The following is a 15,966-nucleotide window of genomic DNA, read 5'->3' on the forward strand; positions in this document are numbered from 1 at the left end:
CGATTATTTACCGCCGGGCGTGTAGAGCTTGTCGAACTGGCCGCCGTCGTTGAAGTGGACCTTCTGAGCTTCGCCCAGGCTGCCGAAGAGTTCCTGCACGGTGAACAACTGCAGCGGCTTGAACACGTCGGCATGCTTTTTCAGCACGGCCTGGTTGCGCGGGCGCATGGCGTGCTTGGCGGCGATCTCCTGGCCTTCCTCGGAATACAGGTAGTCGAGATAGGCCTTGGCGAGGTCGGCGGTGCCCTTCTTGGCCACGGTGCGTTCGACCACGGCCACCGGGTTCTCGGCCAGCACGCTGATCGACGGGTAGACCACATCGACCTTGCCGGCGCCGTACTCACGATCGATGGAGATGACTTCGGATTCGAAGGTGATCAGCGCGTCGCCAATGTTGCGCTGCAGGAAGGCGGTGGTGGCATCGCGGCCGCCGCGCGCCAGCACCGGCACGTTCTTGAACAGCTTGCCGACGAACTCGGCAGCCTGGGCGTCGGTGCCGCCCTTCTTCTTCACATAGCCCCATGCCGCCAGGTAGGCATAGCGGCCGTTGCCGCCGGTCTTGGGGTTGACCACCACGACCTGCACGCCGGGCTTGATCAGGTCGTCCCAGTCCTTGATGCCCTTGGGGTTGCCCTTGCGCACCATGAACAGCATCGTCGAGGTGGTTGGGGCGGCGTTGTCGGGGAAGCGCTTGGCCCAATCCTTGGCCACCACGCCCTTGTCCGCCAGGAACTCGATGTCGGTGGTGGTGTTCATCGTGACCACGTCGGCATCCAGGCCGTCGGCCACGGCGCGCGCCTGAGCGCTGGAGCCGGCGTGCGACTGGTCGATCTTCACGTCCTTGCCGGTCGTCTTCTTGTAGTGGGCGACGAAGGCGCTGTTGTAGTCCTTGTAGAACTCGCGCGCCACGTCGTACGAGACGTTCAGCAAGGTGGTCTGCGCGGCGGCAGGCAGCGCGACAGCCGACAGGGCCAGGCCCAGCGCGGCGATGATCTTTTGTGTTCTGGTGGTCATGGATAGCCCAGGATCTCTTGGAAAGGGCCAGATTGTGATGGCCCGTGCAACGAACTCAAACGAATATCTGTTTGTTTGAATATCTCGTTCTGCGCATAAGGCGATACAGACTGTTGCCTCAGATCACGACGTCGTGCGGCTCGTCACCATCCAGGTTCTCGGCCAGGAAGTCGATGAACTTGCGCACGGCCGGCACCATCCCCCTGCGGGCCTGGAACATGGCATGCGCAATGCCCGGCGGAGGCGCCCAGCCGGGCAGCACCTCGACCAGCAACCCGTTGCGCAGCTCCTTGCGGCACATGTAGTCCGGCAGCATCGATGCACCGATGCCGTCGAGCACCGCGAACTTCAGCGTTGCCAGGTCGTCGGCGACGAGGCGCGGCGCGTAGTGCCAGGTGTGCTCCTGCCCCTGTGGCCCCAGCAGGCGCATCTGCGCGCGGCCGTCGCCGGTGGCGGACATACCCACTGCATCCAGTTTGTCCAGGTCTCCCGGCGCGCCGACCGGCCCCTGGCGCCGCAGCAGTTCGGGACTGGCGACCAGGATGCCGCCGCTGTTGCCGAAGTTGCGCGCCGCCAGCGTAGCGCTGTCCTCGATCTGCGCCCGCACTCGCAGAGCCACGTCGACGCCCTCCTCGATCAGATCGACGGGGCGATTGACGACCATCATTTCGACCCGCACGGCCGGATAGCGCTTCATGAACCGGGCCACGAGCGGCCCGACACTGCCCTGCGCCATGGTCACCGGACAACTGACACGGATGGTGCCCCGAGGCTCGGACTGCACCTGCGCCACCGCATCCGCTGCCGTCTGAGCCGCGTCGCGCATGGCGACGCAATGCCGCAGGAATAGATCGCCGGCGGGCGTGAGCGACAGGCTGCGGGTGCTGCGCTGAAGCAGTTGGACGCCCAGCTGGCCCTCCAGATCGGCCACTCGGCGCGACAGCCTCGATTTGGGAATGCCCAGCGCCCGCCCCGCCGCGGCGAAGCCACCTCGCTCTGCCACCTCGGCGAAATACACCATGTCGTTCAGATCCTGCATACCCTCGGCTTTCGACTCAATTTCAGGACAATCTATGGCATTTTCGCCTACTTATCAATCATTCGACGCACAAATAAACTCTCTTCCATGCCAGCGCTTTGCTGGCCCTCCTCAAGGAAAGTGAGCACACCATGAAGCTTCTGCATGTCGATTCGAGCATCCTTGGCACGAACTCCGTGTCGCGTCAGCTGACGGCCGCTGCCGTGGCCGATTGGGTTGCCAAGCACCCCGGCACCCAAGTCGAATACCTGGATCTGGCGGCCGACGCGCCGGCCCACTTCGACATGGACGCCATGGCACCCCGCCTGCCCGCCGGTGTCGAGCTGAGCGAAGCGCAAAAGCGCGAGAACGCAGTGTCGGAAAAACTGGTCAGCCAGTTCCTGGCCGCCGACGTGGTGGTGGTGGGCGCGCCGCTGTACAACTTTTCGATCCCCAGCCAGCTCAAGGCCTGGATCGACCGCCTGGCGCAGCCCGGCCGCACCTTCAAGTACACCGAGAAGGGCCCGCAAGGTCTGGCAGTCGGCAAGACGGTGATCGTGGTGTCCAGCCGCGGCGGCGTGTATTCCACGACCGACGCCGGCCAGGCGGCCGAGCACCAGGAAAGCTACCTGAAGGTGGTGTTCGGCTTCTTCGGCATCACCGACGTTCGCTTCGTGCGTGCCGAAGGTCTGGCGATGGGCGAAACCCAGAAGGCCAGCGCCCTGGCGTCGGCCCATGGCGACATCCAGCGCGCCAGCACCGAAGCGGCCAATCAGGGCGCGAACAAGGTCGCCGCCTGATCAGGCGGAGTGCTTCTTGACCCAGGCCACGTACTTGGCGACCCAGCCCGTGAGGAACTCGCGGCTGGCTTCGCCGACGTGGCCTTTCTCGTCGAACAGGCCTTCCTTGTTCTGGATGTACGCCTCGGGCTGGCCCATCGTCGGCATGTCGAGGTAGGCCAGCACATTGCGCAGGTGCTGCTGAGCCATTGACGTCCCCATCGGCCCGATGGAGACGCCGATCACACCCGCCGGCTTGCCCGCCCAGGCACTCTGGCCATAGGGGCGGGACGCGTTGTCCAACGCATTCTTCAGCACGCCGGGAACCGAGCGGTTGTATTCGGGCGTCACGAACAACACACCCTGGGCAGATGCGATCTGCGCCTTGAGCCGTCGAACCGATTCGGCCTGCTTGGCATCGTCGTCCTGGTCGTAGAGCGGCAGGTCGTCGATCTGGACATGCTCGAAGGTGACGTCCGAGGGCGCCAGGTGGGCCAAAGCCAGGGCCAGCTTGCGGTTCAGCGAATCCTTGCGCAAGCTGCCGATGACGACTGCGATCTTGATCTGACTCATGCGTTGCTCTCCATAAGAAAAAGAAACTGAACAAGCTCAGGTGACAGGCCGCCCGCTCTGAAGACTGGCCTGAGTCACGCTGGCGCCCGGCGGCACGTCGGAAGTGATCCACACATTGCCGCCGATGGTGGCGCCGCGCCCGATGGTCACGCGGCCAAGGATGGTCGCTCCCGCGTAGATGACCACATCGTCCTCCACCAGCGGGTGGCGCGGCAGGCCCTTCTGCAGATTGCCATGCTCGTCGGTAGGGAAACGCTTGGCGCCCAGAGTGACTGCCTGGTAAAGGCGCACCCGTTTGCCGATGACGGCGGTTTCGCCCACGACGATGCCCGTGCCGTGGTCCATGAAAAAGCCTTCGTCGATCTGGGCGCCGGGATGCAGGTCGATGCCCGTCTGCGCATGGGCCTGCTCCGAAACCATGCGCGCGAGCAGCACCAACCCTTGCGAATAGAGCTTGTGCGCGATGCGGTGGTGAATGAGCGCCACCACGCCCGGGTAGCACAACAGCACTTCGTCGACGCTGCGCGCGGCCGGATCGCCTTGGAAGGCGGCCAGCACGTCCACGTCGAGGATGCGGCGCATGCGCGGCAGCTCGGCGGCGAATTCCCGGGTGAGCGCCAGGGCGCGCGCCTTCAGATCTTCGCTTTCGGCGCCCGGCGCGGGGGCATGCCGCGCATCGTGCGCCAGTTCCAGCTCGACCTGCACCAACAGCGCCTGCAATGCGGCATGCAGCGTGTAGCCGACGAAGAAGTCCTCGCTCTCGTGACGCAACTCGGCCGGCCCGAGCCGCATGGGAAACAACGCCCCCTTGAGCTGCTCGACCACGTTCGACATCGCCTCGCGCGATGGCAGCTCCCGGCTGACGGGGTCGCGTGGACGACCTTGCGAATCACGCCATTCATTGCGCACTGCGCGCAAGGCAGAAACAATCTCTGCGACTTCGAAATGCGACATCCCATTCATCTCCTTGCGCGCGATCGCGCTCTTGGGTCGATGGTAGGCGGGAACGGTCTCGGGCGTGCGTCAGCGAAGGCATCGCAGTGGTGACAGCCTGTCCCGTCATGCCGTCGCCGCTGCGCTAAAGGCAGCCATGTCCATCGTTGGCGGCATGGCGATCGCGAGCCCGACGCCGGCGCCTCGGACAAAGCTTGCTAAAGTCGCAGGCTCGGCGCTACGGCGCGCCCCTCCCGCAGGAGACTCGCGCCGCGAACGATTCGCCCCTCCACATACATCTCGAATTCAAGAAGGCAGGCATTCCATGGCACGCATGGTTCAATGCATCAAGCTCGGCCGCGAGGCCGAAGGTCTGGACTTTCCGCCCTATCCTGGCGAGCTCGGCAAGCGCATCTGGGAAAGCGTGAGCAAAGAGGCCTGGGCCGCCTGGCTCAAGCAGCAGACCATGCTGGTCAACGAGAACCGGCTCAACCTGGCAGACCAACGCGCCCGCCAGTACCTCGCCCGCCAGATGGAGAAGCATTTCTTCGGCGACGGCGCAGACGTGGCCCAGGGCTACGTGCCGCCCAGCGCCTGATCGTCACCAGCGCGGAACCTGAGCGCCGTGGCGGCTTGTGAGCCCGTCGACTGGGGCGTGGATGGGCTGCCGCGAAGCGCGCGTTTCGACGACATCTACCACTCGAGCAGCGGTGCATTGGCGCAGGCGCGCCATGTGTTTTTGGGCGGCTGCCGAATCCCGCAGGCATGGGCGGGTCAAGCGCGCTGGACCGTCCTCGAAACCGGCTTCGGCCTCGGCCTGAACTTTCTTGCCACCTGGCTGGCGTGGAAGAACGATGCCGCGCGAGCGCAGATCCTGCATTTCGTGTCTGTCGAGGCCTACCCGGTCGCCGCCGACGATCTTCGCCGCGCCGCACAGGCTTATCCGGAACTGGCCGGGCTCGCGGAAGAACTGGCCGCGCAATGGCATGGCCTGCTGCCCGGCGTCCATCGCCTTTGGTTCGAGCGCGGACAGGTCCTGCTGACGCTGTGCATCGGCGATGCGCATGCGCAGCTGCGCACCCTTGCCCATTTCGATGCCGACAGCATCTTCCTCGACGGATTCAGTCCGGCACGCAATCCGCAGATGTGGTCCCCTCCACTGCTCAAGGCCGTGGCTCGGTTTGCCCGGCGCGGCACGCGGCTCGCGACCTGGTCCATTGCCAGGCCGCTGCGCGACGCATTGACGCCGCTGGGCTTCTCATCGGTCAAGGCGCCGGGCCTTCCGCCCAAGCGCGACCGGCTGGAGGCCTTGTTCGATCCACCGTGGACCCCGAGGCGTTCGCCCGCTTCGCCCGACCGCATCGAAGCGCCTGGGCATTGCATGGTCATCGGTGCCGGGCTCGCCGGCGCGGCCGTCGCGGCCAGCCTTGCGCGACGCGGCTGGCAGGTGACGGTGCTCGAAGCCGGAGCTCATGCGGCTGCTGGCGCCTCCGGCTTGCCGGTCGGACTGATGGCGCCGCACTGTTCACCCGACGACGCACTGATGTCGCGGCTGACTCGCGCGGGCATCCGCGCCACTTGGCAACAGCTTGCCGCCACTTTGAAATCGGGCGTGGACTGGTCACCGACCGGTGCACTCGAACGGCGCGAAGGCCCGATTCGGATGCCCGCCGACTGGCAAGCCGACGGGCCGAATGAATCCTGGATCGCCGATCCGCAGCGCATGCAGGCCGCTGGCCTGCCCGCACAGGCGCCCGCGATCTGGCACGCCCGCGCCGCGTGGGTGCGACCGGCGCGGCTGGTGCAGGCATGGCTCGATCAGCCGGGCGTGTCCCTGCTCACCCAAGCCCCGGTGGCCGCGCTTTCGCGCGTTGCCGGCGACCGCGCCGACGCCTGGCAGGCCAACGACCAAGCCGGCCGAACACTCGCGCGCGCGGATCGCGTGGTCATTGCCTGCGGCGTGGACAGCACATGGCTGGCTCCGCAGTTGCCGCTTCACGTCGTGCGAGGCCAGGTCCTGATGGGCTCCGGCCCGATCGCGGATGGGGTTCAAGCGCAGCCGCATCCCGTCAACGGCAATGGCCACCTCATCACGAACGTGCCGGAGGGCGACGACGCGTTCTGGCTGGCAGGTTCCACGTACGTGCGTGGCGACACCTCGCGCGAACTGCGCGAGGCCGAAACTCTGGTCAACCTGGATCGCCTGGGCGAGCTGCATCCTGGCGCAGCGGCACAAGCGATGGCCGCGCATCGGCAAGGGCTGTTGCGCGCGTGGGCCGGCCTTCGCTGCGTGAGCCGCGACCGCCGCCCGCTCGTCGGGCCAGCCGCCCCTCTCGACCCGCAAGGCCCGTGGATTTGCACTGCGCTCGGCTCGCGCGGGCTCAGCTTCGCGGCCCTGTGCGCCGAAAGCCTGGCCGCACGCTGGCACGGCGAGCCATTGCCGCTACAGTCCGCCCTGGCAGAAGCGCTGGACACAAGACGCACGGCCTGAAGGCCCTGCTGCCCTTTCACCGTCACACGCCGCCGGTGTACGCACCGCCGCCCCATCATGCCCACCTGCTACGACATCACACACACGACGATCTATCGCTACAAGGAACCGGTCGGATTCGGGCTGCATCGCGTCATGTTCCGACCCCGCGACAGCCACGACCTTCGTGTGCTGGCCACCGACCTGCAGGTCAGCCCAACTGCAAGCATCCGGCTGATCCAGGACCCGCACTCGAATTCGGTCGCCCTGGTGCAGCCCCTCGAAGATGCGACCGAGCTGCGCATCGTGTGCGCCTTCCGCATCGAGCATGTGCCCACGACGGCCGACCAGCTCGAACTGGACCCGACAGCGCGATACCTACCCTTCTCCTATGCGGTGCGCGACCACGTGGACCTGGAGCGCTACCTGCGCCCGCACCATGACGACCCCGACGGCACCTTGATGACCTGGGCGCGACAGTTCCTCGACGGCGAAGGCGACAGCAGCCATCGCACGCACGACGTGCTGGGCCGCATGAATGCCTTCATCCGCGCGAACTTCAAGTACGAGGTCCGCAACGAAGAAGGCACGCAGGACCCGCTCACCACGCTGGAGCGCGGCAGCGGCAGTTGCCGCGACTACGCGCTGCTGATGATGGAGGCATCGCGCAGGCTCGGCATTGCGGCGCGCTTTGTCTCGGGCTATCTGTATGACGCCGCGCTCGATCCCGGCAACGCGCCCGAAGGCTCGGCGTCGGTCAGCGGCGCCGGCTCGACGCACGCCTGGCTTCAGGTCTACCTGCCTGGTGCGGGCTGGGTGGCTTTCGATCCGACCAACAACCTCATGGGCGGCGCACAGCTCATTCGTGTCGGCGTCGCACGCGACCCGGCCTCGGCGACGCCGCTGTCGGGCTCCTGGTACGGCGAGTCGGATGCCTACCTCGGTATGGAAGTCACGGTGGACGTCCGGCGCATCGTCTGAGCCAAGCGCTGGTCGCACGGGGCGACGAAGCAAGTGGGAAAGTTGCAATTAGTCCGGGGTTGTCACGGATATGTTGCAAACGATGACGCCGATAGAGTCAGGGGCATCGCCGCGCCCGACGAAGGCGCATCCCATCCCACAAGGACGAGCACCCCAATGAAGACTTCTTCCCAGACATTTCGCCCCAATCGCCGCCAGGTCGTGCTGAGCACGCTCGGCGGCCTGGCCGCATATGGCGCCAGCGTTCCGGCCTGGGCGCAGCAGAAGTTCGTCAACATCCTGACCGGCGGACAAAGCGGCGTGTACTACCCGATGGGCGTCGCGCTTTCGCAGATCTTCGACAAGGCCATTGCCGGCAGCAAGGTGACGGTGCAGTCCACCAAGGCATCCGCCGAAAACCTGAACCTGTTGCAGGCCGGGCGCGGCGAATTGGCCTTCACATTGGCCGATGCGCTGTCGGACGGCTGGAAAGGCAACAAGGATGCTGGTTTCAACGCGCCATTGAACAAGCTTCGCGCGGTGGCCGGGATCTATTCCAACTACATCCAGATCGTGGCCAGTGCCGATTCGGGCATCAAGACCCTGGCCGATCTGAAGGGCAAGCGCATCTCGGTGGGTGCGCCCAAGTCGGGCACCGAACTGAACGCCCGCGCCATCCTGAAGGCGGCGGGTCTGGCCTATTCCGATTTCGGCAAGGTCGAGTACCTGCCTTTCGGCGAGTCGGTCGAACTGATGAAGAACCGCCAGCTTGACGTCACGCTGCAATCGGCGGGCCTGGGTGTTTCTTCCATCCGCGATCTGGCCACCAGCATCAAGATCGTGGTGGTGCCGATTCCGGCCGACGTGATCGCCAAGGTGGGCGACGCCGCCTACCAGCCGGCCACCATCCCGGCCAAGACCTACGACGGGCAAGACGCCGACACCCCCACCTGCGCGATCAAGAACTTCCTGGTCACGCACCAGGGCGTGTCCGACGACGTGGTCTACGCCATGACCAAGAGCATGTTCGAACACCTTGACCAGCTGGTCGCCGCTCACAACGCGGCCAAGGGCATCAAGCGCGAGACTGCGACCAGCGGCACCACGGTGCCCTTCCACCCCGGCGCGCAGAAGTACTACCGCGAAGTCGGCCTCCTCAAATGACCACCGCGACGGCCGACGCGTCGCTGCAGACGCCGGCCGATGAAAGCCACGGCCCGTTCAGCGGGCCGCTTTTCTGGATCGCGGTCGCGTTCTCGGTCTTCCAGATCGTGACGGCGGCGTTCAGTCCGCTGTCGAGCACCGTGGTCCGCGCGGTGCACGTGGGCTTCCTGCTGCTGCTCACCTTCGTGATGTATCCGCCGCTTCGCCAGGCGTGGCTGGGTTGGACCGTGGGCATCCTGGCCTTCGCCGCCGGGCTGTACCACTGGGTCTACGAGGCAGACCTGATCCAGCGCGCAGGAGACCTGACGCAGTGGGACATGATCATCGGCGTGTGGGTGATCCTGCTGGTGTTCGAAGGCGCGCGCCGCATCATGGGGTTTGCGCTGCCGCTGATCTGCGCGGCCTTCCTGGCCTACGGGCTGTTTGGCCAGTACCTGCCGGGTGACCTGGCGCACCGCGGCTATGGCATCGACCAGATCGTCGGCCAGCTGGGCTTCGGCACCGAAGGCATCTACGGCACGCCGACCTACGTGTCGTCGTCCTACATCTACCTGTTCATCCTGTTCGGCGCGTTCCTCGAGCAAGCCGGGATGATCACGCTGTTCACCGATTTCGCGCTGGGATTGTTCGGGCATGCCAAGGGCGGTCCGGCCAAGGTGGCGGTGGTGTCGTCCGGCCTCATGGGCACGATCAGCGGCTCGGGCGTGGCCAACGTGGTGACGACGGGGCAGTTCACCATCCCGCTGATGAAGCGCTTCGGCTATCGGGCGGACTTTGCCGGTGGCGTGGAGGCGACGTCGAGCATGGGCGGCCAGATCATGCCGCCGGTGATGGGCGCGGTGGCCTTCATCATGGCCGAGACCATCGACGTGCCGTATGTCGAGATCTGCAAGGCCGCGGCCATTCCAGCCCTGCTCTACTTCTTCACGGCATTCCTGATGGTCCACCTGGAAGCGGGCCGCCGCGGCCTGGTGGGCATGCCCAAGGATGAGTGTCCGAATCCCTGGACCGCGATCCGGCTGCGCTGGTACCTGATCCTGCCGCTGGCTGTGCTGGTGTGGCTTCTGTTCTCGGGATACACGCCGCTCTTTTCCGGCATGGTGGGCCTGGCGCTGACGGTGGTGCTGATCTTCGGCGCAGCATTGACGGTGCGCTTTGGCAACTATCCGCTGCGCGTGCTGTTCTGGGTGCTGATCGGCCTGGCGGCGTCCAGCTTCTTCAAGTGGGGCATCGGCGCCATCATCGTGCTGGCTCTGGTCATGGCAGTCGCCCTGCTGTGGGTCAAAGGCGGTCGCGACACGCTGCGCCTGGCGGTGGCTTCGCTGGCCGACGGTGCGCGCCATGCGTTGCCCGTGGGCATCGCCTGCGCGCTGGTGGGCGTGATCATCGGCATCCTGACGCTCACCGGCGCGGCAACCCTGTTCGCCGGCTACATCATCGACATCGGCAAGAACAGCCTTCTGCTGAGCCTCGTGCTGACGATGCTCGTCTGCCTGGTCCTGGGCATGGGCATCCCCACCATTCCCAACTACATCATCACCAGCTCGCTGGCGGCGCCCGCCTTGCTGGAGCTGGGCGTGCCGCTGATCGTCTCGCACATGTTCGTCTTCTACTTCGGCATCATGGCCGACCTGACGCCGCCGGTGGCGCTGGCCGCATTCGCGGCCGCGCCGATCGCGCGGGAGTCGGGCCTGAAGATCGGACTGCAGGCGCTTCGCGTTGCCATTGCCGGCTTCATCGTGCCCTACATGGCCGTGTATGCGCCGGCGCTGATGCTCCAGGGCGATGGCGGCTGGACGGCCACGGCCTATGTGGTGATGAAGGCGATCATCGCCATCATCCTGTGGGGCGGCGCGGCCATCGGTCACTGGATCGGCCCGCTTCGCTGGTGGGAGCGCGTCTGGGCCCTGGTGGCGGCCATGTTCCTGGTCGCGGCGCTGCCGGCCACCGACGAGATCGGCCTGGGCATGGCGGCGCTGCTCGCGGTCTGGCATGCCATCGGGCAGCGACGGCGCGCCGCGTCCGCGGTCCGGGGCTGAGTCGCGCGCGAATGCCCGTCGCCACGGTGGCAGCGCTGTGCATGGCGGCCGGCACCTATGCCGTCCGCCTGCCGGTCGACCGCTTCACGCTGCAATGGACCCATTCGATCGAGAAGATCGAATGGGACGAGGACTACCGCGTTGCCGGCCACTGGCTCGTGATCACCGGCGCCCGCATCCGCGGTTCCGGCGCCGGCATGGATCCGCCGCCGCAAGCGCGGCTCGACCACGGCATCTGGCACTACACACTCGACGATCCCTGGCGCAAGGAAGTGGTGCTGGCGCGGTCCGAATTCGTCCCCGACTACCGCCTGTGCATGAAGGGCCGCTGCCGCCCGCTGTCCGACTGGATACCGATCAGCGCCGGCCCAACGACGCTGACTGCCTGCACCGGCACCGCGACGTCAGGGCGCTGAGTCGGAAGCGCCGTCCTGCTCTGCCTTGAAGACGGCCGCCACCAGGTCGGACTGCGTCATGATCCCCACCAACCGCTGCGCTTCATCGACGATCGGGATGTGATGGTGGCCGGTGCTGCCGAACAGCGGCACCAGGTCCACCAGCGCACGATCCGATCGAGCCACCCGCACGCGGCGGGTCATGATCTGACCGACCACGTCGGGCTTGCTGGAATTGACCGTCCGCGTCCAGCGGATGAGGTTTTTCAGGCGCGCATCGAAGCCTTCGTGCAGGTCGAGATCGGCCGCCTTCAGAAAATCCGCCAGCGTGACAATGCCGGCGATCCGCCCTGCCCGGTCCACCACCGGCAACGCCTTGATGTGCTTTTGCCGCAGCAGCGCCCAGGCTTCCTGCAGCGGCGTTCCGAACCCCACCGTGACCACATCGCGCGACATGATGTCCGAGCACGGGGTGTTGGCGAGCATGCGCTGGTAGCCCGCCAGTCGCGTGTGGCCGAGCAGCGCGAGCAGATCGTCGCGCGGCACGTCGAGCACCTGGTTGTAGTGCGCCAGCACGGCATCCAGGTCGTTCTCGGTGGCGCTGCGGGTGGCGGCCGGTCCCGGCGCCTGCGCATGCGGATAGCGTCGGCCCGTGGCGCTGTTCCAGATGATGCCCACCGACACCATCAGCAGCGTATTGACGAGCACGGGCGCCAGCGCGACGTGCGGATCGGTCACGCCGCCCAACACCATCATGAGCGCACTGGCTCCACCGGGCGGATGCAGGCAGCGCAGGCTGAACATGAGTGCGATGGCCAGGCCGACCGCGACGCCGGCGGCCAGGTCCACCGGCGCGATCCAGTTCGCGCAGGCAATGCCGACCAGGGCCGACAAGGTGTTGCCGCCCACCACGGCCCAAGGCTGGGCCAACGGACTGGCCGGCACCGCGAAGATCAGGACCGCGCTCGCGCCCATGGGCGCCACGATCCACAGGGCTTGCGTGCCCAGGCCGGCAGTGTGGCAGACGGCAGCCGTGATGCCGATACCCAGCAACGCGCCGAAGGCCGCGCGCAGCCGCTCGCGGCCATCGACCCGGAGTTGCGCGGGCCTAAAGGCGCGCAGCCATTGCCGCACGGCCTGCCAGCGGGACTCGGCTTGGGTGGAGGAGATGAGTGAAGTGGCCATGAGATGCTTTGCGCCCGAAAGGCGGTCGCATGAATGCCTCTGCGCGGCCGGTGCGCCGCAAGGCTGAGAGGATCTTCCGTAGGCCGCGATTGTGACAGCGCACCATGATGGGGCGCCTTGCCTCGGGTCAATGACCCATCTGCGCAATTGCGCTAGCACCAGTCGCGGCAGTCCACATCCGCGGCGGTGAATAAGCTTATGCGCATAACGCGCGAACCAAAATGTAGTTGGGTGGCATGACGACAGCGTCTAAAGTCGCGGGTCGCTCATGAGCCGGGCGGAGCTGCGCATTTCTCCGCCTTCCAAAGAAGACACGATGTACCAGTACACAGAATTCGATCGCCAGTTCGTGCGGCAACGCGCCGCGCAATATCGCGACCAGCTCGAACGCTGGCAGAAGGGCAAGATCTCCGAAGACGAGTTCAAGCCGCTTCGCCTGCAGAACGGTTGGTATGTGCAACGCTACGCGCCGATGCTGCGCGTCGCAGTGCCCTACGGCGAAGTCTCCAGCGCGCAGCTTCGCGTGCTGGCCAGGATCGCCCGCGAATACGACGAGCCCGAGGCCGAGGTCTACCGCCTCGCCACCCAGACGCAAGGCGCGCTGGGCACCGCCAAGCTGCCGACGCACTACGCGCACTTCACCACGCGCCAGAACGTCCAGTACAACTGGATCCCGCTGGCGCGCTCCGCCGATGTGATGGACCTGCTGGCCAGCGTCGACATGCACGGGATCCAGACCAGCGGCAACTGCATCCGCAACATCACCAGCGACGAGTTGGCCGGTGTGGCCGAGGACGAAGTGGCCGATCCGCGCCCCTTCGCCGAAATCATGCGCCAGTGGAGCACGCTGCATCCCGAGTTCGCCTTCCTGCCGCGCAAGTTCAAGATCGCGATCACCGGCGCCGCCGAAGATCGCGCCGCCACCGGCTGGCACGACGTGGGCCTGCGCCTGCTGAAGAACGAAGCCGGCGAAGTGGGCTTCCAGGTGCGCGTGGGCGGCGGCATGGGCCGCACGCCGATCATCGGCACCGTGCTGCGCGAGTTCCTGCCCTGGAACCAGATCCTCAACTACCTCGAAGCGGTGGTGCGCGTCTACAACCGCTATGGCCGGCGCGACAACATGTACAAGGCGCGCATCAAGATCCTGGTGAAGGCAGAGGGCCAGGTCTACATCGATGACGTCGAGGCCGAATACAAGCAGATCGTCGAGCGCGACGGCGCGCCGCACACGATCACGCAGGCCGAGCTGGACCGCGTTTCGGCGTCCTTCGTGCCTCCGGAGCTGGCCAGCCGCGTCTACCAGCCGCTCGAGCAGACCGAGGTCGAACTGCGCGCGCACGCGCAGGAAGACCGCATGTTCGAGCGTTGGCTGCAGCGCAACGTGGCCGCCCACAAGAATCCGCTGCTGCGTGCCGTGACGCTGTCCTTCAAGCGCCGCCTGCAGGCACCGGGCGATGCATCGGCCGATCAGCTCGATACCGCCGCGCTGCTGGCCGACCGCTTCTCCGCTGGCGAAGCGCGCGTCACGCACGACCAGAACCTGCTGCTGCCGTGGGTGCATGCGGAAGACCTGCACGCCCTGTGGCTCGCCGCGCGCGAGGCGGGTTTTGCCAGCAGCAACGTGCAGTTGCTCACCGACATGATCGCCTGCCCCGGCGGTGATTTCTGCGCGCTGGCCAACGCACGCTCGATCCCCATCGCCGAGGCGATCACCGAGCGCTACCAGGACCTGGACGAGCTCGACGACATCGGCGAGATCGACCTGCACATCAGCGGTTGCATCAATTCGTGCGGGCATCACCACAGTGGTCACATCGGCATCCTGGGCGTCGACAAGGACGGCAAGGAGTGGTACCAGGTGACCTTGGGCGGTTCGGACGGCTCCGACCTGTCGGGTCCGGCAGGCGCCGGCAAGGTGGTCGGCCCGTCGTTCTCGGCCGTCGAAGTGCCGGGCGTGATCGAAGCACTGCTGGGCACCTACCGCGACACACGCGCCACGGTCGACGGCCGCCGCGAGAATTTCATCGACACGCTGCGCCGCGTCGGCCATGAGCCGTTCAAGACCGCCGCCAACGCCGCTCGCCTGAAGGCGCAAGAAGAGGAAGCCCTCGCATGAACCGCACCCTTCGCATTCTTTCGGTCGAGGAACACGTCGACGATGGCGAACCCAATGTCCTGCAGTTGCCCAACGATGCCGATCCGCTCGCCATCGAGGTCTGCCTGTCGGATGTGGATCGCATCGACCTGGACTTTCCGAAGTTCAGCGACGGCCGGGCCTACAGCCAGGCTTTCCTGCTGCGCCGCCGCCTCGGCTTCACGGGCGACATCCGCGCCACGGGCGACGTGCTGATCGACCAACTCGTGCAGATGCAGCGCACCGGCTTTTCGAGCGCGGTGCTGCGTGAAGGCGTGGACGTGTCCGACGCGCAGCGCCAGTTCGATCGCTTCGGCAGCTACTACCAGGGCGATGCCCAGGAAGCGGCGCCGTTGTTCGCGCGCGGCTGACGTCGACGGACAGCGCGCCTCTCGTCAAACCAGGCTCAGGCCGCCAATGCTCCTTCGGGCACTGGCGGCCTTTTTCATGGCGCAACGCAGCCTCGCGCGGCGCAGCGCTTCCAACAGCATGACGTGCCTGCAGCGCCCTTATCCGAAGAAGCCCGGTGGCGGCGCCGCAGGCCGCATGGACATTGGCGCATTTGCTTATCCGCATAACGCATGAACTAAAAGTTCGTTTGCTTTCATAAGGGTCCTCCCTAAAGTCCTGGGTTCCGAGATACATCGAACCCCATGAGCATCGACCTCTCACACGTCAACGCCACGCTCGGCCGCAATGCTGCCGGCCTGGTGGACTGGGCCCTGGGCCTGGGCCAAAGCGCCATCGTCACCACCAACTTCCGTCCGTTCGAAGCCGTGATCCTGCATCTGGTCACGCAGGCCCGACGCGACGTTCCGGTAATCTGGATGGACAACGGCTACAACACCGAAGCCACCTATCGGTTCGCCGACGAGGTGACGAAGCAACTGGGCCTGAACCTGCGCATCTATCTGCCGCTGCGCTCGCGTGCGCACCGCGAAGCAGTCGACGGCCCCACGCCCGCACTGGACAATCCACGCCATGCCGCCTTCACCGAGGAAGTGAAGCTGGAGCCCTTTGCCCGCGCCCTGCGCGAGACGGCACCCAAGGTCTGGTTCACCGCCCTGCGCGCCACGGACACGGCCGTTCGTGCGCAGATGGAACCGGTGAGCATCAACCCTGACGGCCTCATCAAGGTGGCGCCGCTCTTGCATTGGTCGTCCAAGGACCTGTACGAGTACTGCGAGAAGCACGGCCTGCCCAACAACTTCGACTATGTGGATCCGACCAAGGGCGAGGACAACCGCGAGTGCGGCCTTCACCTGGCGCACTGATCCATTCACCCAAAGACAAAGCATCCTC

15 protein-coding genes are annotated in these 15,966 nt (G+C 66.1%); 10 read left to right on the top strand and 5 right to left on the bottom strand.

Annotated elements, in window-relative coordinates; genetic code table 11:
- Positions 1-3: 3 nt before the first annotated feature.
- Both QTH91_RS22195 and QTH91_RS22200 read right to left on the bottom strand, forming a co-directional pair.
- Positions 4-1,014 carry a sulfate ABC transporter substrate-binding protein gene (locus QTH91_RS22195; RefSeq protein ID WP_286662337.1) on the bottom strand — a complete coding sequence of 337 codons (1,011 nt, stop codon included), beginning with the start codon at positions 1,012-1,014 and terminating at the stop codon, positions 4-6.
- 118 nt (positions 1,015-1,132) lie between these two features.
- On the bottom strand, positions 1,133-2,053 hold the full coding sequence (locus QTH91_RS22200; protein WP_286662338.1) for a LysR family transcriptional regulator: 921 nt from the start codon (positions 2,051-2,053) through the stop codon (positions 1,133-1,135).
- A gap of 131 nt (positions 2,054-2,184) precedes the next feature.
- On the opposite strand from QTH91_RS22200, the gene QTH91_RS22205 reads away from it, so the two are divergent.
- Positions 2,185-2,832 carry an FMN-dependent NADH-azoreductase gene (locus QTH91_RS22205; protein WP_286662339.1) on the top strand — a complete coding sequence of 216 codons (648 nt, stop codon included), beginning with the start codon at positions 2,185-2,187 and terminating at the stop codon, positions 2,830-2,832.
- On the opposite strand, the gene QTH91_RS22210 is transcribed toward QTH91_RS22205, so the two are convergent.
- Complete coding sequence (locus QTH91_RS22210; protein ID WP_286662340.1) at positions 2,833-3,384, bottom strand: NADPH-dependent FMN reductase; 552 nt, start codon at positions 3,382-3,384, stop codon at positions 2,833-2,835.
- 36 nt (positions 3,385-3,420) lie between these two features.
- Positions 3,421-4,338: a serine O-acetyltransferase EpsC gene (gene epsC, locus QTH91_RS22215; RefSeq protein WP_286662341.1), complete on the bottom strand. Its 918-nt coding sequence runs from the start codon at positions 4,336-4,338 to the stop codon at positions 3,421-3,423.
- A gap of 304 nt (positions 4,339-4,642) precedes the next feature.
- On the opposite strand from epsC, the gene QTH91_RS22220 reads away from it, so the two are divergent.
- From QTH91_RS22220 to QTH91_RS22245, 6 genes are all read left to right on the top strand, one after another.
- Entirely contained in the window at positions 4,643-4,915 is a 273-nt protein-coding gene (locus QTH91_RS22220) for an oxidative damage protection protein (protein WP_286662342.1), read from the top strand.
- A gap of 27 nt (positions 4,916-4,942) precedes the next feature.
- Entirely contained in the window at positions 4,943-6,808 is a 1,866-nt protein-coding gene (gene mnmC / locus QTH91_RS22225; RefSeq protein WP_286662343.1) for a bifunctional tRNA (5-methylaminomethyl-2-thiouridine)(34)-methyltransferase MnmC2/FAD-dependent 5-carboxymethylaminomethyl-2-thiouridine(34) oxidoreductase MnmC1, read from the top strand.
- A gap of 57 nt (positions 6,809-6,865) precedes the next feature.
- On the top strand, positions 6,866-7,768 hold the full coding sequence (locus QTH91_RS22230; protein WP_286662344.1) for a transglutaminase family protein: 903 nt from the start codon (positions 6,866-6,868) through the stop codon (positions 7,766-7,768).
- 156 nt (positions 7,769-7,924) lie between these two features.
- On the top strand, positions 7,925-8,911 hold the full coding sequence (locus QTH91_RS22235) for a TAXI family TRAP transporter solute-binding subunit (RefSeq protein WP_286662345.1): 987 nt from the start codon (positions 7,925-7,927) through the stop codon (positions 8,909-8,911).
- Entirely contained in the window at positions 8,908-10,950 is a 2,043-nt protein-coding gene (locus QTH91_RS22240; RefSeq protein WP_286662346.1) for a TRAP transporter permease, read from the top strand. Before QTH91_RS22235 ends, QTH91_RS22240 begins: the two co-directional genes overlap by 4 nt.
- Positions 10,951-10,961: 11 nt before the next feature.
- On the top strand, positions 10,962-11,366 hold the full coding sequence (locus tag QTH91_RS22245; RefSeq protein ID WP_286662347.1) for a DUF1850 domain-containing protein: 405 nt from the start codon (positions 10,962-10,964) through the stop codon (positions 11,364-11,366).
- On the opposite strand, the gene QTH91_RS22250 is transcribed toward QTH91_RS22245, so the two are convergent.
- Positions 11,355-12,530: an HPP family protein gene (locus tag QTH91_RS22250; RefSeq protein WP_286662348.1), complete on the bottom strand. Its 1,176-nt coding sequence runs from the start codon at positions 12,528-12,530 to the stop codon at positions 11,355-11,357. The two genes, QTH91_RS22245 and QTH91_RS22250, sit on opposite strands and share 12 nt — an antisense overlap.
- Positions 12,531-12,846: 316 nt before the next feature.
- On the opposite strand from QTH91_RS22250, the gene QTH91_RS22255 reads away from it, so the two are divergent.
- From QTH91_RS22255 to QTH91_RS22265, 3 genes are all read left to right on the top strand, one after another.
- The gene (locus QTH91_RS22255; protein ID WP_286662349.1) at positions 12,847-14,646 is read left to right on the top strand and encodes a nitrite/sulfite reductase; all 1,800 of its coding nucleotides are present in this window, start codon (positions 12,847-12,849) and stop codon (positions 14,644-14,646) included.
- Positions 14,643-15,035, top strand: coding sequence for a DUF934 domain-containing protein (locus QTH91_RS22260; protein WP_286662350.1), 393 nt, complete (start codon positions 14,643-14,645; stop codon positions 15,033-15,035). The genes QTH91_RS22255 and QTH91_RS22260 overlap by 4 nt, the downstream gene beginning before the upstream one ends.
- A 282-nt stretch (positions 15,036-15,317) precedes the next feature.
- Positions 15,318-15,938: a phosphoadenosine phosphosulfate reductase domain-containing protein gene (locus QTH91_RS22265; RefSeq protein ID WP_286662351.1), complete on the top strand. Its 621-nt coding sequence runs from the start codon at positions 15,318-15,320 to the stop codon at positions 15,936-15,938.
- The last annotated feature ends 28 nt before the right edge of the window (positions 15,939-15,966 follow it).

The organism is Variovorax dokdonensis (assembly GCF_030316895.1).
Lineage (GTDB): Bacteria > Pseudomonadota > Gammaproteobacteria > Burkholderiales > Burkholderiaceae_C > Variovorax > Variovorax dokdonensis.

What these genes read in the sequence shown, in the direction of transcription:
- QTH91_RS22195 (WP_286662337.1), bottom strand. Translation starts at nt 1,014, where the DNA reads ATGACCACCAGAACACAAAAGATCATCGCCGCGCTGGGCCTGGCCCTG.
- QTH91_RS22200 (WP_286662338.1), bottom strand. Translation starts at nt 2,053, where the DNA reads ATGCAGGATCTGAACGACATGGTGTATTTCGCCGAGGTGGCAGAGCGA.
- QTH91_RS22205 (WP_286662339.1), top strand. Translation starts at nt 2,185, where the DNA reads ATGAAGCTTCTGCATGTCGATTCGAGCATCCTTGGCACGAACTCCGTG.
- QTH91_RS22210 (WP_286662340.1), bottom strand. Translation starts at nt 3,384, where the DNA reads ATGAGTCAGATCAAGATCGCAGTCGTCATCGGCAGCTTGCGCAAGGAT.
- epsC (WP_286662341.1), bottom strand. Translation starts at nt 4,338, where the DNA reads ATGTCGCATTTCGAAGTCGCAGAGATTGTTTCTGCCTTGCGCGCAGTG.
- QTH91_RS22220 (WP_286662342.1), top strand. Translation starts at nt 4,643, where the DNA reads ATGGCACGCATGGTTCAATGCATCAAGCTCGGCCGCGAGGCCGAAGGT.
- QTH91_RS22230 (WP_286662344.1), top strand. Translation starts at nt 6,866, where the DNA reads ATGCCCACCTGCTACGACATCACACACACGACGATCTATCGCTACAAG.
- QTH91_RS22235 (WP_286662345.1), top strand. Translation starts at nt 7,925, where the DNA reads ATGAAGACTTCTTCCCAGACATTTCGCCCCAATCGCCGCCAGGTCGTG.
- QTH91_RS22240 (WP_286662346.1), top strand. Translation starts at nt 8,908, where the DNA reads ATGACCACCGCGACGGCCGACGCGTCGCTGCAGACGCCGGCCGATGAA.
- QTH91_RS22245 (WP_286662347.1), top strand. Translation starts at nt 10,962, where the DNA reads ATGCCCGTCGCCACGGTGGCAGCGCTGTGCATGGCGGCCGGCACCTAT.
- QTH91_RS22250 (WP_286662348.1), bottom strand. Translation starts at nt 12,530, where the DNA reads ATGGCCACTTCACTCATCTCCTCCACCCAAGCCGAGTCCCGCTGGCAG.
- QTH91_RS22255 (WP_286662349.1), top strand. Translation starts at nt 12,847, where the DNA reads ATGTACCAGTACACAGAATTCGATCGCCAGTTCGTGCGGCAACGCGCC.
- QTH91_RS22260 (WP_286662350.1), top strand. Translation starts at nt 14,643, where the DNA reads ATGAACCGCACCCTTCGCATTCTTTCGGTCGAGGAACACGTCGACGAT.
- QTH91_RS22265 (WP_286662351.1), top strand. Translation starts at nt 15,318, where the DNA reads ATGAGCATCGACCTCTCACACGTCAACGCCACGCTCGGCCGCAATGCT.